Origin of the sequence: Serratia ficaria (genome assembly GCF_900187015.1) — a bacterium.
Classification (GTDB): domain Bacteria; phylum Pseudomonadota; class Gammaproteobacteria; order Enterobacterales; family Enterobacteriaceae; genus Serratia; species Serratia ficaria.
On the sequence record NZ_LT906479.1, the window covers coordinates 3,645,256 to 3,667,739 of the forward strand.

At 59.0% G+C, this 22,484-nt stretch carries 26 protein-coding genes; 7 read left to right on the top strand and 19 right to left on the bottom strand.

The annotated features are described in order from the left end of the window. Positions 1-53 precede the first annotated feature (53 nt). From CKW09_RS17165 to yfbV, 3 genes are all read right to left on the bottom strand, one after another. Entirely contained in the window at positions 54-710 is a 657-nt protein-coding gene (locus CKW09_RS17165; RefSeq protein WP_061795794.1) for a sugar phosphatase, read from the bottom strand. 17 nt (positions 711-727) lie between these two features. Then, on the bottom strand, positions 728-1,222 hold the full coding sequence (locus tag CKW09_RS17170; protein WP_061795793.1) for a YfbU family protein: 495 nt from the start codon (positions 1,220-1,222) through the stop codon (positions 728-730). A 143-nt stretch (positions 1,223-1,365) separates the two neighbouring features. After that, positions 1,366-1,821 (bottom strand): terminus macrodomain insulation protein YfbV, encoded by a 456-nt coding sequence (yfbV, locus tag CKW09_RS17175; RefSeq protein ID WP_061795792.1) that lies wholly within the window; start codon positions 1,819-1,821, stop codon positions 1,366-1,368. A 355-nt stretch (positions 1,822-2,176) separates the two neighbouring features. Between yfbV and ackA the strand changes: the two genes are divergently transcribed. Then, a complete protein-coding gene (ackA, locus tag CKW09_RS17180) occupies positions 2,177-3,379 on the top strand; it encodes an acetate kinase (RefSeq protein ID WP_061795791.1) in 1,203 nt (400 codons plus the stop codon). Positions 3,380-3,452: 73 nt separating this feature from the next. Next, positions 3,453-5,612 carry a phosphate acetyltransferase gene (gene pta / locus CKW09_RS17185; protein ID WP_095098549.1) on the top strand — a complete coding sequence of 720 codons (2,160 nt, stop codon included), beginning with the start codon at positions 3,453-3,455 and terminating at the stop codon, positions 5,610-5,612. Positions 5,613-5,685: 73 nt separating this feature from the next. Here the strand turns inward: pta and CKW09_RS17190 are convergent, their stop codons facing one another. From CKW09_RS17190 to CKW09_RS17220, 7 genes are all read right to left on the bottom strand, one after another. Further along, positions 5,686-6,108: a putative T6SS immunity periplasmic lipoprotein gene (locus CKW09_RS17190; RefSeq protein WP_095098551.1), complete on the bottom strand. Its 423-nt coding sequence runs from the start codon at positions 6,106-6,108 to the stop codon at positions 5,686-5,688. Further along, the gene (locus tag CKW09_RS17195) at positions 6,105-6,644 is read right to left on the bottom strand and encodes a hypothetical protein (protein WP_016926894.1); all 540 of its coding nucleotides are present in this window, start codon (positions 6,642-6,644) and stop codon (positions 6,105-6,107) included. The genes CKW09_RS17190 and CKW09_RS17195 overlap by 4 nt, the downstream gene beginning before the upstream one ends. A 221-nt stretch (positions 6,645-6,865) precedes the next feature. Beyond that, positions 6,866-7,825, bottom strand: coding sequence for a transketolase family protein (locus CKW09_RS17200; protein ID WP_095098553.1), 960 nt, complete (start codon positions 7,823-7,825; stop codon positions 6,866-6,868). After that, positions 7,818-8,663 (bottom strand): transketolase, encoded by an 846-nt coding sequence (locus CKW09_RS17205; RefSeq protein WP_174524341.1) that lies wholly within the window; start codon positions 8,661-8,663, stop codon positions 7,818-7,820. Before CKW09_RS17205 ends, CKW09_RS17200 begins: the two co-directional genes overlap by 8 nt. A gap of 15 nt (positions 8,664-8,678) precedes the next feature. Next, positions 8,679-10,058, bottom strand: a complete 1,380-nt coding sequence (locus CKW09_RS17210; protein ID WP_061795787.1) for a PTS ascorbate transporter subunit IIC — start codon at positions 10,056-10,058, stop codon at positions 8,679-8,681. A gap of 23 nt (positions 10,059-10,081) precedes the next feature. Beyond that, positions 10,082-10,363 (bottom strand): PTS sugar transporter subunit IIB, encoded by a 282-nt coding sequence (locus CKW09_RS17215; RefSeq protein WP_061795786.1) that lies wholly within the window; start codon positions 10,361-10,363, stop codon positions 10,082-10,084. A gap of 93 nt (positions 10,364-10,456) precedes the next feature. After that, complete coding sequence (locus CKW09_RS17220) at positions 10,457-10,900, bottom strand: PTS sugar transporter subunit IIA (RefSeq protein WP_061795970.1); 444 nt, start codon at positions 10,898-10,900, stop codon at positions 10,457-10,459. Positions 10,901-11,214: 314 nt separating this feature from the next. Here CKW09_RS17220 and CKW09_RS17225 point away from each other — a divergent pair, with 314 nt between their 5' ends. Then, on the top strand, positions 11,215-12,234 hold the full coding sequence (locus tag CKW09_RS17225) for a LacI family DNA-binding transcriptional regulator (protein ID WP_061795785.1): 1,020 nt from the start codon (positions 11,215-11,217) through the stop codon (positions 12,232-12,234). Positions 12,235-12,297: 63 nt separating this feature from the next. Here CKW09_RS17225 and yfcD read toward each other — a convergent pair whose 3' ends face one another. Both yfcD and yfcE read right to left on the bottom strand, forming a co-directional pair. Then, on the bottom strand, positions 12,298-12,855 hold the full coding sequence (gene yfcD, locus CKW09_RS17230; protein ID WP_061795784.1) for an NUDIX hydrolase YfcD: 558 nt from the start codon (positions 12,853-12,855) through the stop codon (positions 12,298-12,300). 90 nt (positions 12,856-12,945) lie between these two features. Beyond that, positions 12,946-13,497 (bottom strand): phosphodiesterase, encoded by a 552-nt coding sequence (gene yfcE / locus CKW09_RS17235; protein WP_061795783.1) that lies wholly within the window; start codon positions 13,495-13,497, stop codon positions 12,946-12,948. Positions 13,498-13,726: 229 nt separating this feature from the next. Between yfcE and CKW09_RS17240 the strand changes: the two genes are divergently transcribed. The 4 genes from CKW09_RS17240 to CKW09_RS17255 all read left to right on the top strand — a co-directional run bounded on the left by CKW09_RS17240 (position 13,727) and on the right by CKW09_RS17255 (position 16,294). Further along, entirely contained in the window at positions 13,727-14,050 is a 324-nt protein-coding gene (locus tag CKW09_RS17240) for a cupin domain-containing protein (RefSeq protein WP_061795782.1), read from the top strand. Between the two features lie 203 nt (positions 14,051-14,253). Beyond that, positions 14,254-14,883, top strand: coding sequence for a GSH-dependent disulfide bond oxidoreductase (gene yfcG / locus CKW09_RS17245; protein WP_061795781.1), 630 nt, complete (start codon positions 14,254-14,256; stop codon positions 14,881-14,883). 105 nt (positions 14,884-14,988) lie between these two features. Beyond that, entirely contained in the window at positions 14,989-15,360 is a 372-nt protein-coding gene (gene folX / locus CKW09_RS17250; protein WP_095098554.1) for a dihydroneopterin triphosphate 2'-epimerase, read from the top strand. A gap of 16 nt (positions 15,361-15,376) precedes the next feature. Further along, positions 15,377-16,294 carry a TIGR01777 family oxidoreductase gene (locus CKW09_RS17255; RefSeq protein ID WP_061795779.1) on the top strand — a complete coding sequence of 306 codons (918 nt, stop codon included), beginning with the start codon at positions 15,377-15,379 and terminating at the stop codon, positions 16,292-16,294. A 5-nt stretch (positions 16,295-16,299) separates the two neighbouring features. Here the strand turns inward: CKW09_RS17255 and hisP are convergent, their stop codons facing one another. From hisP to cvpA, 7 genes are all read right to left on the bottom strand, one after another. Next, positions 16,300-17,073: a histidine ABC transporter ATP-binding protein HisP gene (gene hisP / locus CKW09_RS17260; protein WP_061795778.1), complete on the bottom strand. Its 774-nt coding sequence runs from the start codon at positions 17,071-17,073 to the stop codon at positions 16,300-16,302. A gap of 19 nt (positions 17,074-17,092) precedes the next feature. Continuing rightward, complete coding sequence (locus CKW09_RS17265) at positions 17,093-17,797, bottom strand: ABC transporter permease (protein WP_061795777.1); 705 nt, start codon at positions 17,795-17,797, stop codon at positions 17,093-17,095. Then, positions 17,794-18,480 (bottom strand): histidine ABC transporter permease HisQ, encoded by a 687-nt coding sequence (locus tag CKW09_RS17270; protein ID WP_061795776.1) that lies wholly within the window; start codon positions 18,478-18,480, stop codon positions 17,794-17,796. Before CKW09_RS17270 ends, CKW09_RS17265 begins: the two co-directional genes overlap by 4 nt. An 83-nt stretch (positions 18,481-18,563) precedes the next feature. Continuing rightward, positions 18,564-19,346, bottom strand: coding sequence for a histidine ABC transporter substrate-binding protein HisJ (gene hisJ, locus CKW09_RS17275; protein WP_095098556.1), 783 nt, complete (start codon positions 19,344-19,346; stop codon positions 18,564-18,566). 303 nt (positions 19,347-19,649) lie between these two features. Then, positions 19,650-20,222 (bottom strand): UbiX family flavin prenyltransferase, encoded by a 573-nt coding sequence (locus tag CKW09_RS17280; RefSeq protein ID WP_061795968.1) that lies wholly within the window; start codon positions 20,220-20,222, stop codon positions 19,650-19,652. A gap of 132 nt (positions 20,223-20,354) precedes the next feature. After that, positions 20,355-21,872 (bottom strand): amidophosphoribosyltransferase, encoded by a 1,518-nt coding sequence (purF, locus tag CKW09_RS17285; protein ID WP_061795774.1) that lies wholly within the window; start codon positions 21,870-21,872, stop codon positions 20,355-20,357. Positions 21,873-21,893: 21 nt separating this feature from the next. Then, on the bottom strand, positions 21,894-22,394 hold the full coding sequence (gene cvpA, locus CKW09_RS17290) for a colicin V production protein (protein ID WP_061795773.1): 501 nt from the start codon (positions 22,392-22,394) through the stop codon (positions 21,894-21,896). Positions 22,395-22,484 lie beyond the last annotated feature (90 nt).

Below are 22,484 nucleotides of genomic sequence, written 5' to 3' on the forward strand. Positions count from 1 at the left end.
AAAAAAACCCCGCCGATGCGGGGTCTAATCAATTTGGGTGAAGATAACGGCGATCAGTCCACCCGGGTGATGCTGGCGCCGGCGGCGCTTTTGCTGACGGCGATCTGCTCCAGCGAAGACAACCGCAGATCGACCCGATCCAGCTTCGGCGCGTCGGCCGGCGCGTTGACCGCGATCACCTGGCAACCGGCCGCCAGGCCGGACAGGATGCCGGCGGGCGCATCTTCCACCACCACGCAGTCCCGCGGCGCCAGCCCCAGGCGCTCGGCGCCCAGCAGGTAAGCGTCGGGCTGGGGTTTGCCGTGTCGCACCTGTTCGGCGGTGATGAACACCTCCGGCTGCGGCAGCCCCGCGGCCTGACGGCGAGCGCTGGCCACCGGGACAGAACCCGAAGTGACGATCGCCCAGGGGATGCCCAGCGCGTTCAGCTGCGCCAGCAGCGCGGCCGCGCCCGGCAGCGCACGGACGCCGTCGGTATCCTGCGCCTCCACCTGTTCCAGCAGCAAGAATTCCCGCTGGATGGCTTCCTCGCTTTCGCCCGGCATAAAGTGGCGCAAGGAGGTAATGGCCTGTTTACCGTGAATGAAATCCAGTACGTCCTGCGGGCTGACGCCGCGGCGTTTGGCCCAGTTAATCCAGGCGCGCTCCACCGCCGGCAGCGAATCTACCAGGGTGCCATCAAGATCGAACAGAAAACCCTTACACTCCACAGGAAACCTCTTTTTAATCAAGCATTGATAATTTGCGCTATCTCAACGGCGCTCAAATGGTACTGACGCGGGCAAGACAGCCAGACGGCCAGCATGCGCTGGTATTTGTCCCACATCTTGGTTTGGGCGTTAAAGCCGTGGCTGCCGGAATCGAAGTGAGTATAGCGCCCCTCGGTGCCGACCAGGAAACGCACGTAGCTCAGGTAGCGCGCTTCGGTGGCGGCGTCGAAGCCGAGAAACGCCAGACGGCGTTCATCCAGCCCCTGTTTTTCCTTCAGGTTGCCCCAGGAGACCTGCAGCGCGTGATGCATCTCCATCACGTTGATGATGGTGCGGCACACTTCTTCGCTCAGTTCGCCGAAATCGCGATCCAGCTCGCGCATCTGCAGGCCGAAGCCGCGCTCGATGATGGTCTGCAACCGGCGATAACGATCGGCGTTGTCCGGATCGAGCAGGGTCATCATCTTGTACTGATTCGACAGGATCAGCCGTTGGGCATGGGTCATTTCCATCAGGATTTCCTCGTTTCTGTATGATGGCGAGAGCATCGCACAGCGCAATATCGCAGGAAATCACAACTCGACCGTTCTTTGATTTAAACCGGGGTTATTGGCGCTATCGTCAAAAAGGCCGCGCTCGGCGCGGCCCTTTTCGCTTACAGATCGTCGAGGAAGGTTTTATCCAACTGCTTGAAGGCGCGCTTCAGCAGATCGGCCAGCGCCTGATAGGTCGGCGTGCCTTCGACCGGCGCCACCGCCTGGCCGGCTTCCGCCAGCTTGTTGCGCACCTCATGGAACCACTGCAGCAGCGTCGGCGGCAACGGCGTCGCCGAGCGGCGGCCCAGCCACCACAGCCCCTGCATCGGCAGGCTGCAGGCGAACAGCGCGGTGGCGATCGCCGGGCCGAGCTGGCCGCCCAGCGCAATTTGCCAGGTCAGGGTAAATATCGCCAGCGGCGGCATAAAGCGGATGGCAAAACGGGTGGCACGCGCAACGCGATTCTCCGGAAAGACCGGAGCCAGACGTTTGTCTGACGGCCAGGTTTTCATATAATGCTGCCCGCGCTGGAAGACCTGAAACCAGCTTACGGAACCGGACGGTTTGCTCGTCATCGCGTACCTCAACTTCACGTAAAAAATAAAAGGCGTCTGCAGACACAATACTAAAAAATTTGAAGCTTTAAATTTATTTTGTGTTTGCTGCGGGCTATCGGTATCCTAAGCCGGCCTTTTGGCCGGTAGAAGACGACAAGAATTCTGTCAACTTTTAGCCCTATAAAAATCAAGATTATTTAAACCGCAGAGAAATCATCGGTTTTTTCATCATCATGCGATTTGTGCAATTCACATGATGTTAATCATAAATGTCAACGGCATTATGCGCTACGCTTGTTGTCTGATTGACGATTAATTCACCACGTGTTTTTGGTTTTTCTTTAACAACACGAACTATTAAGTAGGTACTTCCATGTCGAGTAAGCTAGTACTGGTTCTTAACTGCGGCAGTTCTTCCCTGAAATTCGCCATCATCGACGCCGTTAACGGTGAAGAATTCCTCTCCGGTTTGGCCGAGTGTTTCCACCTGCCTGAAGCCCGCATCAAGTGGAAAATGGACGGCGCCAAACACGAAGCTGCCCTGGGTGCCGGCGCTGCACACAGCGAAGCGCTGAACTTCATTGTTAATACTATTCTGGCACAAAAACCGGAGCTTTCAGCCCAGTTGACCGCTATCGGCCACCGCATCGTGCACGGCGGCGAGAAGTTTACCGCCTCCGCCGTGATCAACGACGAAGTCCTGCAGGGTATCAAAGATTCCGTGCCGTTTGCACCACTGCATAACCCGGCGCACCTGATCGGTATCGCTGAAGCATTGAAATCTTTCCCGAAACTGGCTGATAAAAACGTCGCCGTGTTCGACACCGCGTTCCATCAGACCATGCCGGAAGAATCTTACCTGTACGCTCTGCCGTACAGCCTGTACCGCGACCACGGCGTTCGCCGCTACGGCGCGCACGGCACCAGCCACTTCTACGTGACGCAAGAAGCCGCGAAGATGCTGAACAAGCCGGTGGAAGAAGTGAACGTGATCACTTGCCACCTGGGCAACGGCGGCTCGGTCACCGCGGTGCGCAACGGCAAATGCGTTGACACCTCCATGGGTCTGACCCCGCTGGAAGGCCTGGTGATGGGCACCCGCAGCGGTGACATCGATCCGGCGATCATCTTCCACTTGCACGACTCCCTGGGCATGAGCGTTGACCAGATCAACAAAATGCTGACCAAAGAGTCCGGCCTGCTGGGCCTGACCGAAGTCACCAGCGACTGCCGCTATGTTGAAGACAATTACGACAGCAAGGCCGACGCCAAACGCGCGATGGACGTATTCTGCCACCGCCTGGCCAAATACATCGGCGCTTACAGCGCGCTGATGGAGGGCCGTCTGGACGCGGTGATCTTCACCGGCGGCATCGGCGAAAACGCCGGCATGGTGCGTGAGCTGACCCTCGACAAACTGGGCCTGCTGGGCTTCGAAATCGACCACGAACGCAACATGGCCGCGCGCTTCGGCAAATCCGGCGCCATCACCAAAGACGGCAGCCGCCTGGCGCTGGTGATCCCGACCAACGAAGAGTTGGTCATCGCGCAGGACGCATCCCGCCTGACCGCGTAATGCTCTCAAACACCGTCAGCCCAGGCTGACGGTGTTGTTTTAGCCTCATGTTAATCGTGAAGAGGACTATTCTGTGTCACGTACAATTATGTTGATCCCCACCGGCACCAGCGTCGGTCTGACCAGCGTCAGCCTGGGCGTCATCCGCTCCATGGAGCAGCAAGGCGTTCGCCTGAGCGTGTTCAAACCCATCGCCCAGCCGCGCTCCGGCGGCGACTCTCTCGACCAGACCACCACCATCATCCGCAGCAACTCCACCATCCCGGCGGCCGAACCGCTGCGCATGAGCTACGTCGAAGGCCTGCTGAGCTCCAACCAGCAGGACGTGCTGATGGAAGAGATCGTGGCGCGCTACCACGAAAACACCAAAGACGCGGAAGTGGTGCTGATCGAAGGCCTGGTGCCGACCCGTAAACACCAGTTCGCCAACGCGCTGAACTACGAAATCGCCAAGACCCTGAATGCGGAAATCGTCTTCGTGCTGGCGCTGGGCAACGATTCCCCGGCGCAGCTGAAAGAGCGCATCGAACTGGCGCGCAGCAGCTTCGGCGGCAGCAAGAACAAAAACATCACCGGCGTGATCATCAACAAGCTGAACGCCCCGGTCGACGAGCAGGGCCGCACCCGCCCTGACCTGTCTGAAATCTTCGACGACTCCACCAAGGCCAGCGTCACCAACGTCGATCCGGCGCAGCTGTTCGCCAACAGCCCGCTGCCGGTGCTGGGCTGCGTGCCGTGGAGCTTCGATCTGATCGCCACCCGCGCCATCGACATGGCTCGCCACCTGAAGGCCCGCGTGGTCAACGAAGGCGACATCATGACGCGCCGCGTGAAATCCGTGACCTTCTGCGCGCGCAGCATCCCGCACATGCTGGAACACTTCCGCCCGGGCTCCCTGCTGGTGACCTCCGCAGACCGCCCCGACGTGCTGGTTTCCGCCTGCCTGGCGGCGATGAACGGCGTGGAAATCGGCGCCATCCTGCTGACCGGCGGCTACGCCATCGACGAGCCGATCAGAAAGCTGTGCGAACGCGCCTTCCAGACCGGCCTGCCGGTATTCATGGTCGACACCAACACCTGGCAGACCTCGCTCAGCCTGCAGAGCTTCAACCTCGAAGTGCCGTCTGACGACCATCAGCGCATCGAGAAAGTGCAGAACTACGTGGCCAGCCACATCAACGCCGAGTGGATCGAGTCGCTGACCGCCACCTCCGAGCGTTCGCGTCGCCTGTCGCCGCCGGCGTTCCGTTACGAGCTGACCGAGCTGGCGCGCAAAGCCGGCAAGCGCATCGTGCTGCCGGAAGGCGACGAGCCGCGCACCGTGAAAGCGGCGGCCATCTGCGCCGAACGCGGCATCGCGGAATGCGTGCTGCTGGGCAACCCGGACGAGATCCAGCGCGTTGCCGCTGCGCAGGGCGTTGAACTGGGCAAAGGCATCGAGATCGTCGATCCGGTCGCCGTGCGTGAAAACTACGTGCCGCGCCTGGTCGAGCTGCGTAAAAGCAAGGGCATGACCGAAGTGGTTGCCCGCGAGCAGCTGGAAGACAACGTGGTGCTCGGCACCCTGATGCTCGAAAAAGGCGAAGTCGACGGTCTGGTATCCGGCGCGGTTCACACCACCGCCAACACCATCCGCCCGCCGCTGCAGCTGATCAAAACCGCGCCGGGCAGCTCGCTGGTGTCTTCCGTGTTCTTCATGTTGCTGCCTGACCAGGTTCTGGTCTACGGCGACTGCGCGATCAACCCGGATCCGACCGCCGAACAGCTGTCTGAAATCGCCATCCAGTCGGCGGATTCCGCCGCCGCCTTCGGCATCGAACCGCGCGTGGCGATGATCTCCTACTCCACCGGCAACTCCGGTGCGGGCAGCGACGTTGAGAAGGTGCGCGAAGCGACCCGTCTGGCGCAGGAAAAACGCCCGGATCTGATCATCGACGGCCCGCTGCAGTACGACGCCGCCATCATGGCCGACGTCGCCAAGTCCAAGGCGCCGAACTCACCGGTCGCCGGCCAGGCTACCGTGTTCATCTTCCCGGATCTGAACACCGGCAACACCACCTATAAAGCGGTACAGCGTTCCGCCGATCTGGTGTCCATCGGGCCGATGCTGCAAGGCATGCGCAAGCCGGTGAACGACCTGTCGCGCGGCGCACTGGTAGACGATATCGTGTATACCGTCGCGCTGACGGCGATCCAGTCCTCCCAGGCTGACGCTGCCGCCGCCAAGGCGTAATTCATCGCCAAACGAAACAAGGGCCGGCATTGCCGGCCCTTGTTATTTCATTCATCCCTTCTCTGACTTTTTATTACTCCGCGCTGGTAATAACCTGCGAAATCTGGCCGTCACTGATTTTCAGCGAGAAACTGCGCTGCCAGAAACGTTTCGAATCCGCATCCTGAGGATCCACGGTACTGATTGCTACGGTGTATGGCATATTGCTCTCAAATGCTTTGAACGAGTATGGGATACACTGGCCGGGCGTGATCGTCTCAGCGGGTTTTGGCGGTAGAATGGTCCTGCGCCAGAGTTCATGCGTTTGGCTACCCAACCGTTGTTCAATAGCGATACTGACCAGACTGACCCTGCCACTCTGTGTTTGGTAGGTCTGCGGCAAAGAGAAACAGAGATCATTTCCCCGTAGCGTAATATCCGCAGTGTAAAAACGTTGCTTTTCAAGCACACAACCACTGAGCAACATCATCATGATGAGGGTATAGATTCTTCTCATTTCAGGTTTTTCCTGTCGGTAGGAGCATTAAGAAATCTTTTCAAAACATGCTCATAACGGCTTTTCAAATCTGGACCTATAATACCTTGCATCAGCTTCACCTCAAACCACCGTTCTTTTCCATAACGAGAAAGGATGAAGTAATCTGCAAGAAGGCTGGCTTGCGCCTCCATACCATAATCAGCTAATGAGTAGTAATCCGGTAGCGAGTATTTATAAGTTACCGCCCAGCTCATTATTCCCCGTAGCCGGACGTTCATCCCCATCTGATACTGCCATACGTGGGCCATTTCATGCATGAACCACCATAGATAGCGCGTTGTTTCTGTGGAAAAATCTTCCCTGAAGTGTTTTTCAGGCCAATAAAGTTCACCATTAGGCGTAACGGCCGTTTCCTCATTCTGCAAACCAAACGGGAAATAGCTCGCGTTATGCACTTTAACAAGACTGTAGTCGATGGCATTTTTATAGAGAGAGCGGGATAGCGTGATCTCGCCTAGCGTCAGCCTTCTGAATGAGCCTCTTGCTGTTATCATTATTCACTCCATGAATATAACTTATTGTATTTATTTATCTATTTTTATTATCTCTTTTTGCCCAAGCATTGGCCACCTATTATTCACCGAAAACAAAAAGCCCCCTAAGGGGCTTATCCGTTAATAATACGTGAGTCATGACTCAAATTCCGGGGGAAGGTATATGCTTTCTCCAGAGCACCGAGCTTCATTCGTTACAGCAGTTGTTATTGACTCAAGAACTACTTTTGCAGCAACTGCCCGGCGGCCTCCAAAATATGCTCGGCGGTCAGGCCGTACTCCTGCTGCAGAAACGCCTGGGTGCCCACCTGGCCATAGCGCTCTTTCACCCCCACCCGCCGCATCGGCACCGGGCATTCTTCCGCCAGCACCTCGGCCACCGCCGAACCCAGGCCGTTGTGGATGCTGTGGTTCTCGCAGGTGACGATTTTGCCGGTCTTGGCGGCATAGGTTTTGATGATGTCGCGGTCGATAGGCTTGAGGGTGAACATGTCGATCACCGCCGCGCTGACGCCACGCTGTTCCAGCATCTGCGCCGCCTTCAGCGCTTCGGCCACCATGATGCCGTTGGCGATCAGCGTGATGTCGTCGCCGTCGCGCAGCAGGTTGCCCTTGCCGATGGTGAAGCGCGAGCCGTCCTGATAGATGCGCGTCGCCTGCTTGCGGATGGTGCGCACCCAGTAGAAGCCTTGCAAATCCATCAGCTGCTGCAGGATATCGGCGAACATGGTGGCGTCGGTCACTTCCAGCACCACCGAATGCGCCAGGCCGCGCACGATGCCCATGTCTTCGAACGACATATGGGTGCCGCCGTTGTGGCAGGCGGTTACCCCGGCGTCGGAGGCGATCACCTTGACGTTGTTGCGCTGGTAATCCAGCGACATGAACAGCTGATCGAAACAGCGGCGGCTGGCGAAGGCGGTGAAGGTGTGCACGAAAGGCACCCGGCCGGTGAGCGCCAGCCCGGCGGACACGCCGATCACGTTGGCCTCCATGATGCCGCAGTTGATCACGTGCCGCGGATGGTCCTTGTGCACCCCGTCCATCGCCATCGAGCTCATCAGGTCCGCCTCCAGCGCGATGATCGGCGTATCCGCCTCAATCTGCCGGCGCACCATGCCGGCATACACTTTGCGCATCTCTATAGCGTCGTTTTCCAACTCGGTCACTACGTTAAACATGGGCGGCCTCCAGTTCGGCGATGGCTTTTTCGATTTCTTGCTGTACGTCCGGCGTCAAACGCAGGTGATGCGAGTTCTGCAGGTTCTCCAGATAGCTCACGCCCTGCCCCTTGATGCTGTCGAGCACGATCACCAGCGGCCGCTGTTCGCCGCCGCGCGCCGGCGCCGCCGCCTCATGCAACGCGGCGATGTCGTCGCCCTTGATGGTCTGCACCTCAAAACCGAAGGCGCGGAACTTGCCGGCCAGATCGAACGGCTTGATCACCTCGTCCAGCAGGCCGTCCAGCTGCTGCTTGTTGTAATCGATAAACAGCGTCAGGTTGTTCAGGTTGTGATGGGCAATAAACTGGAAGGCTTCCCAGCACTGCCCTTCGTTCAGCTCGCCGTCGCCGAGGATGCTGAATACCCGATTGCGCCGTCCCGCCAGCCGATGCGACAGCGCCATGCCGGCGGCGATCGACACGCCCTGCCCCAGCGACCCGGTGGTGGCGTCCACCCCGCGGGTGCGCAGCCGGTCCGGGTGGCTCGGCAGCCGGGTGCCGTTCTGGTTGAGCGTCTTCAGCTCCGCCTGCGGGAAATACCCCTTGATCGCCAGCGTGCTGTACAGCGCCGGGCCGGCATGGCCCTTGGACAGCACGAAGTAATCGCGCTCCGGCCAGTCCGGATCCGCCGGATCGATGCGCATCACGCCGCCGTACAGTACCGCCAGCGTTTCCACTACCGACATGCAGCCGCCGTAGTGGCCGAAACCCAGCCCGGTCAGCGCCTTCAGCGTTTCCAGGCGAATATCGCGCGCCAGGGTGCGCAACTCTTCAATTTCCGTGATTGTATGACTCATCAGAACTGTCCTCGCTTATTTTTCAACGCGGTCGGCGGCAGGCGCGCTTTTGCGTTTTCCCAGGAAGTTGTGCGCCACCAACAGCGCAAACACGGCGACGATCGCCAGCATGATCATTTCTTTCGACATAAAGCGCGCCATGTTGCCCAGCAGGATGCCCACCACGCCGAAGTCGGCGTCGGAGAAGGTGGTGTTGGCGAAGCCCAGCGCCCCCAGCACCGGCAACAGCAACACCGGCAGGAAGGTGATCAGCAGGCCGTTGGCGAAGGCGCCCAGCATCGCGCCGCGGCGGCCGCCGGTGGCGTTGCCGAACACCCCGGCGGTGGCGCCGGTGAAGAAGTGCGGCACCACGCCGGGCAGGATCAGCACCATCTTCAGCTGCCCCAGCAGGAACAGCCCGGCCAGGCCGCCGAGGAAGCTGAACAGAAAGCCGATCAGCACCGCGTTGGGGGCGTAGGGATAAACCACCGGGCAGTCCAGCGCCGGCCGCGCGTTAGGCACCAGTTTTTCCGAAAAGCCGGTAAACGCCGGTACGATTTCCGCCAGGATCAGGCGCACGCCCTGCAGGATGATGAACACCCCGGCGGCGAAGGTGATGGCCTGAATAATCGAATACACCAGGTAGTTCTGGCCGCCGCTGAGCTGGCCCTCGACGTAGGCCCGCCCGGCGCAGATCGCCAGGATCAGGTAGATGACGATCATGGTCATCGAGATGGAAATGGAGCTGTCGCGCAGGAAGCTGAGGTTTTTCGGCAGGTTCATTTCCTCGGTGGAGCGCGAGTTTTTGCCGACCTTCGAACCGATCCAACCGGACAACACATAGCCCAGGGTGCCGAAGTGGCCGAAGGCGATGTCGTCGTTGCCGGTGATGCGGCGCATATAGCGCTGGGCGATCGCCGGGAAGAACGCCATGATCAGCCCCAGCGTCAGCGCGCCGGTAAACACCAGCGGCACGCCTTCAAAGCCCGCCACCGTCAGGATGATGCCGATCATGCAGGCCATGTAGAAGGTGTGGTGGCCGGTCAGGAAGATGTATTTCAGCCGGGTAAAGCGCGCCACCACGATGTTCGCCACCATGCCGAACGCCATGATCAACGCGGTGGAGGCGCCGTATTTCTCCAGCGCGATGGAGACGATCGCTTCGTTATTCGGAATGATGCCCTGAATATTGAAGGCGTGTTCGAACATGCCGCCGAGCGGGTTCAACGAGCCCACCAGCACGGTGGCGCCGCCGCCCAGCACAATAAAGCCGAGAATGGTTTTTACCGTGCCCTTCACCACGTCGGAGAATGATTTTTTTTGCGCCAGCAAACCGATCAGGGCAATAAGACCGACCAGCACTGAAGGCACCTTTAATATATCAACCACAAACTTAAGCGTTTCCTGGATAAACATATCCACCTCGCCAATCGGTTTATTCAGATGATTGAGTGAGCTTCGAAGTAAGCGCGCAGCTTGGCTTCCAGCTCATTGATGTCGATGATATTGCTGATGACCACCAGCTGTTCCGCCGGCACGCTGGCGCTGTCGGCGATGTCCTTCGCCATCACGAAAATATCGGCGGCGCCGGGCGTGGCGGAAGAGAGATCGGAGTGTTCGACCTCGGCTTCTATCGCCATTTTTTTCAGCACTTTTTTGATGTTCATTTCCACCATAAAGCTGCTGCCAAGACCTGAACCGCAAATCGCCATGATTTTCATTGTATTCACCTGTTAAATTTCGCATGTAGGGTAGCGCCGTCAGAAATAAATCTGACGGAGCAAGACGTCATTATTCGGCCTGGTGATTAAAAATTAGTAGCGGGCAATAATATCCTCGATCTGTTGTTTGTCTCGCGCCTGAAATAAGGCGTCCATCGCCGGGCTATCCGAAAACAACTCCGCCAGCTGCGAGATTAATTCAATATGGCTGCTGCTGTCGGGTGCGGAGAGCATCACCACTATCCACACCGGGTCGTTATCTTCGGAGTGAAAGCGCACCCCCTGATGAACCTTCAGCAGCGACAGCCCCAGCGCGTTGGCGCCCTCTTCCGGCCGGGCGTGCGGCATGGCGATGCCCGGCGCCAACACGAAATACGGCCCCAGCGCCGCGTGCTGCCGAAAAATCGCCGTCAGATAATCCGGCGTGATGATATTGCGCTGCAGCAGCGGCCGGGCGCTCAGCGTCACCGCCTGCCGCCAGTCCTCCACCCGCTCGCACAGCTGTATATGCTCGGCGCTCAGCCAGTCTTTCAGCACGTATCCCCCGATGGTCAATGTGTTAGCCCCGCGCCGAAGAACCACTCCCCGGCGACGGTAAAACTTTAATCAACGCCCCGGCGGCACACTGTGATTCGCATCACAAAGATAGCGCTACCAAAGTTCTATCATGCAGATCTGTGATAGCGCTATCAAAACGCCGGGCCGCAGGATGGCGTTAACCACAATTTTTTATCGCTGGCCGGGGTAACGGGTTAGAATGTGTCGCATACTGGGATCGTCGAAGCCGCTTTGCCGGCTTCCCATCATCACAATTTTTATGCGCGGCATGCGCATTTCAGTCGGGATTACGAATGTCGATCGGTAAAAAACGACGCAGCACAGGAAGGGTGACGCTGGCCGACGTGGCGCAGCTGGCGGGCGTCGGCACCATGACCGTTTCGCGGGCGCTGCGCACCCCGGAGCAGGTTTCAGACAAGCTGAGAGAGAAGATTGAAGCGGCGGTCAGCGAGCTGGGCTATCTGCCCAACCTGGCCGCCAGCTCGTTGGCGTCGGCCTCGTCTTATACCGTCGCCATGGTGGTGCCCAGCCTGTCCGAATCGGGCTGCGCCGACATGTTCGCCGGCTTGCAGAAAGTGCTGCAGCCGGCGGGTTATCAAATCATGCTGGCCGAGTCGCAACACCACCTGGAACGCGAAGAGAAGCTGCTGGAAACCCTGCTGTCGTATAACCTGGCGGCGGCGGTGCTGCTCAGCGTCGAGCATTCGCAAAATACCCGCAACGCGCTGATCGCCGCCAATATTCCCGTGGTGGAAATCGGCGCGATGCGCGCCGATCCGATCGATATGAATATCGGCATCGATTACGTGGCGGCCATGTATCAGCTGACGCAAACGGTGATCGCCAGCGGTTATCAAAACCTCGGCCTGCTGTGCGCCAATCAGGAGCAGTGGATTTTCCAGCAGCACCTGCAGGGCTGGCACAAGGCGCTGCTGCGCAACCACATGTCGCCGCATCGGGTGATCAACGCCGCGCAGCCCGCCAGCTTCAGCACCGGCGCACAGCAACTGCCGGAGTTTCTGCTGGCCTGGCCGGAGCTGGACGCGCTGGTGTGCGCCTCGGACGAGCTGGCCTGCGGCGCGCTGTATGAATGCCAGCGCCGGCGCATCAAGGTGCCGGATCAGCTGGCGGTGGTGGGATTCGGCAACGGTGAGTTCAGCCGGGTGTGTCAGCCGCCGTTGACCACCATGACCATCCCGCACCGTGAGATCGGCATTCAGGCCGGCCAGGCGCTGCTGGCGCGGCTGAACGATGAACCCTGGCGTCAGGCAGGCTCCCTGCCCTCGACGCTGTGCCGGCGCGACAGCTGCTGAATCCGGAGCATAAAAAAGCCGGCTGTCTGTCAGCCGGCTTTTTATCTTTTGCATGCCGAGAAGTCAGGCGTTTTCATCCGCATCGCGCAGCGGTTTGCCATAGGCCTGTTCGTTGTTGCGCGTCAGCCACAGCGACAGCGCCTTCAGCGAATCCGGCGTGAACTCGTCGCAGCGTGCGGTGATCTCTTCCGGCGTCAGCCAGTTCACCTCGACCACTTCCTCTTCCTGCAACGCAAAAGGACCGTGCGACACGCAGCTGAACAGCGCGCCCCACACCCGGCACTGTTCTTCCTCGAAGTAGAACAGGCCGTGCTCGGCGAAAGGCACGCCGGCAATGCCCAGCTCCTCTTCCGCCTCGCGGCGCGCCGAATCCAGCACGTTTTCCCCGCTTTGCACCACGCCGCCCGCGGTGGCGTCCAGCCAGCCCGGATAGAAGTCCTTGATATCGGTGCGACGCTGCACCAGAATTTTTCCCATTCCATCATGCACCACAATATAGGTAGCACGATGACGCAGCCGTTGAGCCCGCATCTGTTGACGACTGGATTGAGCAATCACCTCGTTTTGCTCGTTGACGATATCAACCCACTCGGTATCTGCAGCCTGACCCTGTTCCGCCATCCTCTAAAACCTTCTATTTTGGCGCGATGCATCCCGCGCACTGGTTAATCAATGAGTGTTTTTCAAAGATTTTTATGGTGTGTGTATAAATTAGTGCGTTAACGCCACCTCTGCAACAGCCTCGCCGCCGTCCAACGTGACCACACTCAAAATGCCCCGATCCAGTATGCCATAACTGGCCGGAAAGCCCCCCTTGGGAATGCTGACCGAACCCGGATTGAAGCAGTAAATATCCCCCTGCCGCTCCGCCTGCGGCAGATGCGTGTGGCCGTAGACCAGCACATCGCCGGAAGATAACGGCGGCGGTGTCGAGGGATGATAAAGGTGACCGTGGGTCAAAAACAATCGTCTTTTTTGCCACAGCACCTGCTGCCAGGGCGCGGTGATGGGAAACGCCAGCAGCATCTGGTCGACCTCGCTGTCGCAATTGCCGCGAACGGCGATGATCTTGTCGCTATAGCGATTCAATCGTTCGGCAACCTGAGCCGGCTGATAGCCGGCCGGCAGCGCGTTGCGCGGGCCGTGATTCAGCAAATCGCCCAGAAGAATCAGCCAGTCGGCGGCGCTTTGTGCGAAGCGTTCCAGCACGCGTTCGGTCGCGGGCAGCGAACCGTGGATATCCGAGGCAAACATCAGCTTCATAACCATGCCTTTAACAGGGAAATAACCCCTATTCTAGCGCAACGTCGGCGCGGGGGTTAGCATACGAGGCCGAGGGGGGTAAAAATCATTTATGCGACACGGCTAGCAGAAACAGACGCAGCGAACGGCCACCCGGGATTGCGCCGGCATCACTTTTCTAAAATAATGAAATGATATTTTGATTTAACCCGGCCCTAACCCCCTGGGCCATTTCATACCGAGGCATCGCATGTTTATCCATAAGCAGCACACCGCACTGGAAGACCTGGGCAATGGCGTAACGCGGCGCATATTGGCCCACGGCGGCGCCCTGATGGCGGTTGAGGTCAATTTTCAGAAAAATGCCGTGGGCCCGCTGCACAGCCACCCGCACGAGCAGCTGACCTATGTGTTATCCGGGCGTTTTCGCTTCACCATCGGCGATGAAACGCGCGAAGTGGCCGCCGGCGACACCCTGTACAAAAAGCCGCACGTGGTGCACGGCTGCGTCTGCCTGGAGGCCGGCACGCTGCTGGATACCTTTACGCCGCAGCGCGAAGATTTTTTGCGTTGAAACGCCCGCTGCCCGGCCGCGTTCGTCCGGCGAGAATTGTGATCCCGCTTGCGCAGATAGCATCGGACGAATCTCACATAGCCTGCTATCCTTAGCTGCTATTGTTGGTATCCCTATAGTCAGATCGCTGAAATACCTTTGTGCGCGGCGAAGACCGCAGCAACGTGTAATGAATTACAGATCACCTTACCGCAGGAGGCAACATGATTGACCTGTATTACGCGCCTACTCCCAATGGTCATAAAATTACCCTATTTTTGGAAGAGGTCGGCTTACCCTACCGTATCCACCGCGTAAACATCGGCGCCGGCGACCAGTTCAAGCCGGCGTTCCTGAGCATTTCCCCCAACAACAAGATCCCGGCCATCGTCGACCAACAGCCGGTGGACGGCGGCGCGCCAATCAGCCTGTTCGAGTCCGGCGAAATTCTGCTGTATCTGGCGGAGAAGACCGGCAAACTGCTGAGCAAAGGGCTGCGCGAGCGCGCCGCCACGCTGCAGTGGCTGTTCTGGCAGGTGGCGGGCTTCGGGCCGATGCTCGGGCAGAACCATCATTTCAACCACTACGCCCCGCAGCCGGTGCCGTACGCCATCGAGCGTTACCATCTGGAAACCAAACGGCTGTATGGCGTGCTGGAAGCCGAGCTGCAAAAACACCCGTACCTGGGCGGCGACAATTACAGCATCGCCGATATCGCCACCTACCCCTGGGTGGTGTCGCATCCGCGCCAGCGCGTTGACCTGGCGGATTACCCGGCGGTGCGCAACTGGTTCGAACGCATCAGCAACCGGCCGGCGACCGAACGCGCCTACAAGCTGGCCGAGCAGGCTTAAGCCTTCCCGACTCCCCGGCCGAGCGGGGAGTTAGCCCGTTCGTTATCATTTCCCCACTTTCCGTGTATTCTGAGCGCCAATAATCAGACCTGTGGAGAATCTCTGATGTCATTCAGTCAACCCGACGCCATTATTCGTATCAAAAATCTGCGGTTGCGTACTTTCATCGGTATCAAGGAAGAAGAAATCAACAACCGCCAGGACATCCTGATTAACGTGGTGATCCACTACCCGGCAGATACAGCGCGCAACAGCGAGAATATCGACGATGCGCTCAACTACCGCACCATCACCAAGGCGATCATTCGTCACGTTGAGGATAACCGCTTCGCCCTGCTGGAAAAATTAACTCAGGATGTGCTCGATATCGTGAAAGAACACGCCTGGGTAACCTATGCTGAAGTAGAGATAGATAAACTATTGGCCCTGCGCTATGCCGACTCGGTTTCCATGACCATGAGCTATCGCCGGGACTAACTCAGGGAGACAGATCATGCGAGTCCTGATCACCGGCGCAACGGGATTGATCGGCAGCAGCCTGACGGCGCGCTTGCTGGCGCTTTCCCACCAGATAACCGTGCTGACGCGCGACCTGCAGCGCGCGCGCAGCCGCCTCGGCGAGCTGCCCGACTATTGGCAGACGCTGGATGACCGGACCTCGCTGGACGAATTCGATGCGGTGATCAACCTGGCCGGCGAACCCATCGCCGACAAACGCTGGAGCGCGGCGCAGAAAGAGCGCCTGTGCCGCAGCCGCTGGGATCTGACCGAACGGCTGGCGGCGCTGATCAAGGCCGGCAGCACGCCGCCCAGGGTGCTGATTTCCGGCTCCGCCGTCGGTTATTACGGCGATCAGGGGCAGGCGGTGGTTACGGAAGAAGAAGCCCCGCATGACGAGTTCACCCACCAGCTGTGCCAACGCTGGGAATCCCTGGCGCTGCGGGCGCAGAGCGACGCCACCCGGGTCTGCCTGCTGCGCACCGGCGTGGTGCTGGCGCCGCAGGGCGGCGCTTTGGCCAAAATGCTGCCGCCGTTCCGGCTGGGCCTCGGCGGCCCGATTGGCGACGGCCGGCAGTACCTGCCGTGGATCCACCTGGAAGACATGGTCAACGGCATCGTCTTCCTGCTGGAGCACGAAACCCTGCAGGGCCCGTTCAATATGGTCGCGCCTTATCCGGTGCACAATGAACAGTTCGCCGCCCAGTTGGCCAACGTGCTCGACCGCCCGGCGTTTATGCGGGTGCCGGCTTTCGCCATGCGTTTATTGATGGGGGAAGCCGCGGTGCTGGTGCTCGGCGGCCAGCGGGCGGTGCCGAAACGTCTGGAGGAAGCCGGCTTCCATTTCCGCTATCTGGAACTGGAGCAGGCGCTGGACGATGTTATCAATCAGCGGGCCGCGGCGGCCCGCTGAGGGGATTATTTCAACGCGCCGGACAGGAACTGCTGCAGGCGCGGGCTTTTAGGGTTGCCAAACAGCTCGGCCGGCGGCCCCTGCTCTTCAATCAGCCCCTTGTGCAGGAAAATCACATGGCTGGAAACGTGGCGCGCAAACTCCATTTCGTGCGTCACCACCACCATGGTTTTCCCCTCCTCCGCCAGCTTTTGCATGATGCGCAGCACTTCGCCCACCAGCTCGGGATCCAGCGCCGAGGTCGGTTCGTCAAACAGCAATACCTCCGGCTCCATCGCCAACGCGCGGGCGATGGAAACGCGCTGCTGCTGGCCGCCAGACAGATGCACCGGGTATTTGCCGCGCGCGCGTTCGTCGATGCCGACCTTGTCCAGGTAGCGCACCGCGCGCTCGCGCGCTTCGGCCTTGCTGAGCCCCAGCACCTGCACCGGTGCCTCCATCACGTTCTCCAGCACCGTCATGTGGCTCCACAGGTTAAAATGCTGGAACACCATGGTCAGGCGGGTGCGCAGCAGCTGCAGCTGTTTCTTGTCGAACACCTTCAGCTGGCCGTCCTTGTCGCGCACCATGCGGATATCTTCATTGTTCAGGCTGATCGAACCCTCGCTCGGTTTTTCGAGGAAGTTGATGCAGCGCAGGAAAGTGCTTTTGCCGGACCCTGAGGAACCGATGATGCTGATCACATCGCCGGCGTTGGCCGCCAGCGACACGCCTTTCAGCACCTCGTGGTCCCCATAGCGCTTATGCAGTTCCGTGACGGCTAATTTATTCTCAGACATGGTTTCTTCCCGTCATTTATCAGTGGCTAACGTGTGCCATCCAGCGTTTCTCGGCTTTGCGGAACAGGCTGATTAACACGTAGGAGATGATCAGATACAGCACCGCCGCAATGCCGAACGCATAGAACGGTTGATAGGTCGCGGCGTTGATGTCGCGCGCGATCTTCAGCAGGTCCGGCACGGTGGCGGTAAACGCCAGCGCGGTGGAGTGCAGCATCAGGATCACTTCGTTGCTGTAGGCCGGCAGCGCGGTGCGCAGCGCCGAGGGCAAAATAATGCAGCGATACATCTTGAAGCGGGAAAAGCCGTAGGCGTTGGCCGCCTCGATTTCACCGTGCGGCACCGAACGGATCGCCCCGGCGAAGATCTCGGTGGTGTAGGCGCAGGTGTTGAGCGTCAGCGCCAAAATGGTGCAGTTGAGCCCGCTGCGGAAAAACGCGTTGAGGAACTCGCTGCCGCGCACGATCTCCAGGCTGTACATGCCGGAGTAGAACACCAGCAGCTGCACGTACAGCGGCGTGCCGCGAAACACGTAGGTATAGAGCCACACCGGAAAGCGCACCCATCTGATGGCGGAAACGCGCGCCACCGCCATCGGGATCGCCAGCAGGCCGCCCATCACCACCGACGCGATCAGCAGCCACAGCGTCACCGCCACGCCGGTGAAGCGATAGCCGTCGCTCCACAACAGCGACTGCCAATACTGTTGCAAAATGTCGATCATAGTTCGGCCCTCTTGACGCCCAATGAATAACGCCGTTCAAGCCACAGCAACACGCCGTTGGAAACGGTGGTGAAGATCAGATAAACCACGCCGGCCACGATGGCGAAGAAGAACGGCTGGTAGGTGCCTTTACCGGCCAGCTGCGTGGCTTTCACCACGTCGTTCAGGCCAAGGATAGACACCAGCGCCGTCGCCTTCAGGATCACCTGCCAGTTGTTGCCGATGCCCGGCAAGGCGAAGCGCATCATCGCCGGGAACAGAATGCGGCGGAAAATCTGCGCGCCGGTAAACCCGTAGGCCGTCGCCGCCTCGATCTGCCCTTTCGGCACCGCCATGAAGGCGCCGCGGAAGGTTTCGGTGAAATAGGCGCCATAAATGAAACCGAGGGTAATGATGCCGGCGCTGAGGGGATCGATATCGATTTGTGAGAAACCGAGCAGCTCGGTAACGTGGTTCAGCGCAATCTGCAGGCCGTAGAAAATCAGCAGCATCAGCACCAGATCGGGCACGCCGCGGATCAGCGTGGTATAAGCGCCAAACAGCGTGGAGATCAGCGGGTTATGCGAGAGTTTTCCGCCGGCGCCGATCAAACCGATCACCACCGCCAGCAAAACGGAGCTGAGGGCCAGCTCCAGCGTTACCAGAGCGCCCTCGAAAATCAATTGGGAATAGCCTTGCAGCATTTACTTCATCCTGTCGTCTAGGATCCGAACCAGCGGGGCCGGCAGGCCGGCCCCGCAGTCACAGCATGGAAGGGTATGCGGCATCAGCCGCCGTAGACGTCGAAGTCGAAGTATTTTTTCGCGTATTTGTCGTAAGTGCCGTCTTTGCGCATCTCGGCGAAGGCTTTATCCAGCGCCGCCTTCAGCTCGGTATCGGTCTTGCGCAGCCCCATGCCGGTGCCGACGCCGAAGAATTTGTCATCTTTCACCGATTCGCCGGCAAACGCATAGTCTTTGCCCGGCGGCTGTTTCAGGAAGCCGTCGCTGCCCGCCACTTCATCCTGGAAGGCGGCATCGATGCGGCCGGAGGCCAGATCGGCGTAGACCAAATCCTGGTTCTGGTAAGGCACGACCGTCACGCCCTTCGGCTGCCACATGGCGTTGGCGTATGCTTCCTGGGTGGTGCCTTGCAGCACGCCGACGCTCTTGCCTTTCAGCGCGCCCACGGTCGGCAGCAGCCTGGAGCCTTTCGGCGCAATCAGGCGGGCGTTGGCCGCGTACAGTTTGTCGGTGAAGGCAATTTCCTGCTGGCGTTTTTCGGTAATGGACAATGAAGAGATGATAGCGTCGATTTTTTTCGCTTTCAGGGACGGGATCAGCGCGTCGAAGTCGCTCTCCACGAAGGTGCACTGGGTATTTATGCGTTTGCACAGCTCTTTGGCCAAATCGATATCGAACCCAACCAGTTCGCCCTTGGCATTTTTGGATTCAAATGGTGCATAGGTCGGATCGGTACCTATCTTCAGCGTCGATGGTACGGCGGCAAATGCGTTGCTTGCTGCGCTCAAAGCCAAGACTAAAGGAAGAACCTTAACCAGCTTTTTCATAAATCACCCTCAAATTGATTTTTTTGATGCCACTACGGACATTACTTTCCCCACCAAATCAATTTGCAGTAATCGTGCCACATTGAGTGCTGCGGACGGAGGGAACGACTCCGACCTTCACAAAACTGTTTCCCGGGACGATAACCGCAAAAATAAACCGGCCGGTCAGGGCCGCGCCACTGGCGACCGCGAAATATCGGCGCCATGAAACAGTGAGCGTGATGAAGTGGGATCATTATGGTGCATGCGCCGCCCTAATTCAGTGCGGTGTTGCACAAATGTACCAATTTGGGGATAAAACCGTTAACTGGGGCCTTGCCAGCGGGTGAACAAATCTACCGGCAATTCAATGTCGAACTGATCGATCACCCGATTGACGGTCTGATCGATGATGTCGTCCACGCTGTTCGGCAGATGATAAAACGCCGGCACCGGCGGCATGATCACCGCGCCCATTTCCGCCGCCTGGGTCATCAGGCGCAGGTGGCCGAGGTGCAGCGGCGTTTCCCGCACGCACAGCACCAGCCGGCGGCGCTCTTTCAACACCACGTCGGCGGCGCGGGTCAGCAAGCCGTCGCTGTAGCTGTTGACGATGCCCGACAAGGTTTTGATTGAACAGGGTAAAATGACCATGCCCAGGGTTTTGAACGATCCGGAGGAGATGCCGGCGGCGATATCGCGCGCATCGTGCACCACGTCGGCCAACGCCTGCACTTCGCGCAGGCTGAGCGGGGTTTCCAGCGCCAGCGTTTGCCGCGCCGCATTGCTCATCACCAGGTGGGTTTCCACATCCGCGACGTCGCGCAAAACCTGCAACAGGCGCACGCCGTAGATAGCGCCGCTGGCGCCGGAAATGCCGATGATGAGTCGTTTCATAAAGCTGGCCTCTGCCATGAAAAATATAGGATCAGGCAAACTTTGCCGCAATGGCGAGGGATAAGCAAGTCAGGGAGGGATAATGCACCGCGACGGACGCCGCGGTGCACCTTGGCAGCACAACGCCGGCGCTTAGCCTTCGTTATGCATTTCCAGATTTTCCGCTTCGGTCTGCCCGCGCAGCGCCTTGGCGTCGTCGTTGCGCAGCGACTCCAGATACTCGAGGTAACCCTGGTCGACGTCTTTGGTGACGTAAATGCCGTTGAACACCGAACATTCGAACTGCATGATATCCGGGTTTTCTTCGCGCACCGCCTCGATCAGGTCATCCAGGTCCTGGAAGATCAGCCCGTCGGCGCCGATGATCTGGCGGATTTCATCCACTTCGCGGCCGTGGGCGATCAGCTCGTTGGCGCTCGGCATGTCGATGCCGTACACGTTGGGGAAGCGGATCTCCGGCGCGGCGGAAGCCAGGTAAACCCGCTTGGCGCCCGCATCGCGCGCCATCTCGACGATCTGCTCGGAGGTGGTGCCGCGCACGATGGAGTCGTCAACCAACAGCACGTTCTTGTCACGGAACTCGGCGCGGTTGGCGTTCAGCTTGCGGCGCACCGACTGGCGGCGCGCCTGCTGGCCGGGCATGATGAAGGTACGGCCGACATAGCGGTTCTTCACGAAGCCCTGACGGTAAGGTTTGTCCAGGATGCGCGCGATCTCCAGCGCGATGTCGCAGGAGGTTTCCGGGATAGGGATCACCACGTCGATATCCAGATCTTCCCACTCGCGCGCGATCTTCTCACCCAGCTTCTGCCCCATGCGCACCCGGGCGCTGTAGACCGAAATCTTGTCCATGAACGAGTCCGGACGGGCGAAGTAGACGTATTCGAACAGGCACGGATTGGTTTTCGGGTTCTCCGCGCACTGGCGGGTGAACAGCTGGCCTTTCTCGGTGATGTACACCGCTTCGCCCGGCGCCACGTCGCGCAGGAACTCAAAGCCCAGGGTATCCAGCGCCACGCTCTCGGAGGCCACCATATACTCGTTGCGGCCGTCTTCCAGGGTGCGCTTGCCGATCACCAGCGGGCGGATGCCGTTCGGGTCGCGGAACGCCAGCAGGCCGTGGCCGATGATCATCGCCACGCAGGCGTAGGCGCCGCGCAGCTGCTGATGCATGGCGGCCACGGCGGTGAAGATGTTGTCGGACTCCAGAGGATAATGCTGGAAACGGTCCAGCTCGCTGGCCAGCACGTTCAGCAGGATCTCGGAATCGGAGGTGGTGTTGACATGGCGACGGCCGCTTTCGAACAGCTTTTGGCGCAGTTCATGGGCGTTGGTCAGGTTGCCGTTGTGTGCCAGCGTAATGCCGAACGGCGAGTTTACATAGAAAGGTTGAGCCTCTGAGGCACTGGAGCTGCCAGCCGTCGGGTAACGCACATGGCCAATACCCATGTTGCCCTGCAGGCGCAGCATATGGCGCGCCTCGAACACATCCTTCACCAGACCGTTCGCCTTACGCAGACGGAACCCGTTATGGGCATCAATGGTGACGATGCCTGCGGCATCCTGGCCACGGTGCTGGAGCACCGTCAACGCATCATAAATCGACTGGTTTACCGGCATAAAACCGGCGATACCGACAATACCGCACATGTTGTCTTTTCCTCATCAGCGCTACCGCCCCGGTAAATGGGTCGGTAAGAAACTCGACGTGCTCTGCAGGTAGTCAAAGAACCACCTGATAATATAACTGAACTGGGGAATGAGCTGCGACTGTTTCCAGTCTGCGCTTTGCGAAAAGCCGGTAAAGGTGTCCAGGAAGAACAGGATCGCCGCAACGATCAGCACGCCGCGCAGTGCGCCGAAACAGACGCCCAGCACCCGGTCGGTGCCCGATAACCCGGTTTTCTCTACCAGTGAGCTAATCACATAGTTAACAATAGCTCCTACGATCAGGGTCGCGATAAACAAAATGGCGATCGCGATGCCGTTTCGCACCAGTTCATCTTCAAAACGAGTGAAATAGACTGCAAGGTAGGAGTAGAAATGGCTGGCAACAAAAAACGCACATCCCCATGTCACAAGTGACAATGCTTCGCGAACAAACCCTCGGATCAGACTCACCAGAGCCGAAAACCCAATCACCGCTATAATGACGTAATCAATCCAGACCATAAACTATTCCAATAATGAATCGCCCCTGCCCCCTTCATCTTTCTTGCCGCCTTGATGCGACATGAAATCTATCGGGTGATCCAATTCGCG

Coding starts and splice junctions, on each gene's coding strand:
- CKW09_RS17195 (WP_016926894.1), bottom strand. CDS start 6,644: ATGATAACAGCAAGAGGCTCATTCAGAAGGCTGACGCTAGGCGAGATC.
- CKW09_RS17225 (WP_061795785.1), top strand. CDS start 11,215: ATGTCGATCGGTAAAAAACGACGCAGCACAGGAAGGGTGACGCTGGCC.
- CKW09_RS17280 (WP_061795968.1), bottom strand. CDS start 20,222: ATGAAACGACTCATCATCGGCATTTCCGGCGCCAGCGGCGCTATCTAC.
- yfcE (WP_061795783.1), bottom strand. CDS start 13,497: ATGAAGCTGATGTTTGCCTCGGATATCCACGGTTCGCTGCCCGCGACC.
- CKW09_RS17255 (WP_061795779.1), top strand. CDS start 15,377: ATGCGAGTCCTGATCACCGGCGCAACGGGATTGATCGGCAGCAGCCTG.
- hisJ (WP_095098556.1), bottom strand. CDS start 19,346: ATGAAAAAGCTGGTTAAGGTTCTTCCTTTAGTCTTGGCTTTGAGCGCA.
- CKW09_RS17240 (WP_061795782.1), top strand. CDS start 13,727: ATGTTTATCCATAAGCAGCACACCGCACTGGAAGACCTGGGCAATGGC.
- CKW09_RS17270 (WP_061795776.1), bottom strand. CDS start 18,480: ATGCTGCAAGGCTATTCCCAATTGATTTTCGAGGGCGCTCTGGTAACG.
- purF (WP_061795774.1), bottom strand. CDS start 21,872: ATGTGCGGTATTGTCGGTATCGCCGGTTTTATGCCGGTAAACCAGTCG.
- CKW09_RS17215 (WP_061795786.1), bottom strand. CDS start 10,363: ATGAAAATCATGGCGATTTGCGGTTCAGGTCTTGGCAGCAGCTTTATG.
- yfcG (WP_061795781.1), top strand. CDS start 14,254: ATGATTGACCTGTATTACGCGCCTACTCCCAATGGTCATAAAATTACC.
- cvpA (WP_061795773.1), bottom strand. CDS start 22,394: ATGGTCTGGATTGATTACGTCATTATAGCGGTGATTGGGTTTTCGGCT.
- CKW09_RS17210 (WP_061795787.1), bottom strand. CDS start 10,058: ATGTTTATCCAGGAAACGCTTAAGTTTGTGGTTGATATATTAAAGGTG.
- yfcD (WP_061795784.1), bottom strand. CDS start 12,855: ATGGCGGAACAGGGTCAGGCTGCAGATACCGAGTGGGTTGATATCGTC.
- CKW09_RS17265 (WP_061795777.1), bottom strand. CDS start 17,797: ATGATCGACATTTTGCAACAGTATTGGCAGTCGCTGTTGTGGAGCGAC.
- CKW09_RS17190 (WP_095098551.1), bottom strand. CDS start 6,108: ATGAGAAGAATCTATACCCTCATCATGATGATGTTGCTCAGTGGTTGT.
- yfbV (WP_061795792.1), bottom strand. CDS start 1,821: ATGACGAGCAAACCGTCCGGTTCCGTAAGCTGGTTTCAGGTCTTCCAG.
- hisP (WP_061795778.1), bottom strand. CDS start 17,073: ATGTCTGAGAATAAATTAGCCGTCACGGAACTGCATAAGCGCTATGGG.
- CKW09_RS17170 (WP_061795793.1), bottom strand. CDS start 1,222: ATGGAAATGACCCATGCCCAACGGCTGATCCTGTCGAATCAGTACAAG.
- folX (WP_095098554.1), top strand. CDS start 14,989: ATGTCATTCAGTCAACCCGACGCCATTATTCGTATCAAAAATCTGCGG.
- ackA (WP_061795791.1), top strand. CDS start 2,177: ATGTCGAGTAAGCTAGTACTGGTTCTTAACTGCGGCAGTTCTTCCCTG.
- CKW09_RS17205 (WP_174524341.1), bottom strand. CDS start 8,663: ATGAGTCATACAATCACGGAAATTGAAGAGTTGCGCACCCTGGCGCGC.
- CKW09_RS17200 (WP_095098553.1), bottom strand. CDS start 7,825: ATGTTTAACGTAGTGACCGAGTTGGAAAACGACGCTATAGAGATGCGC.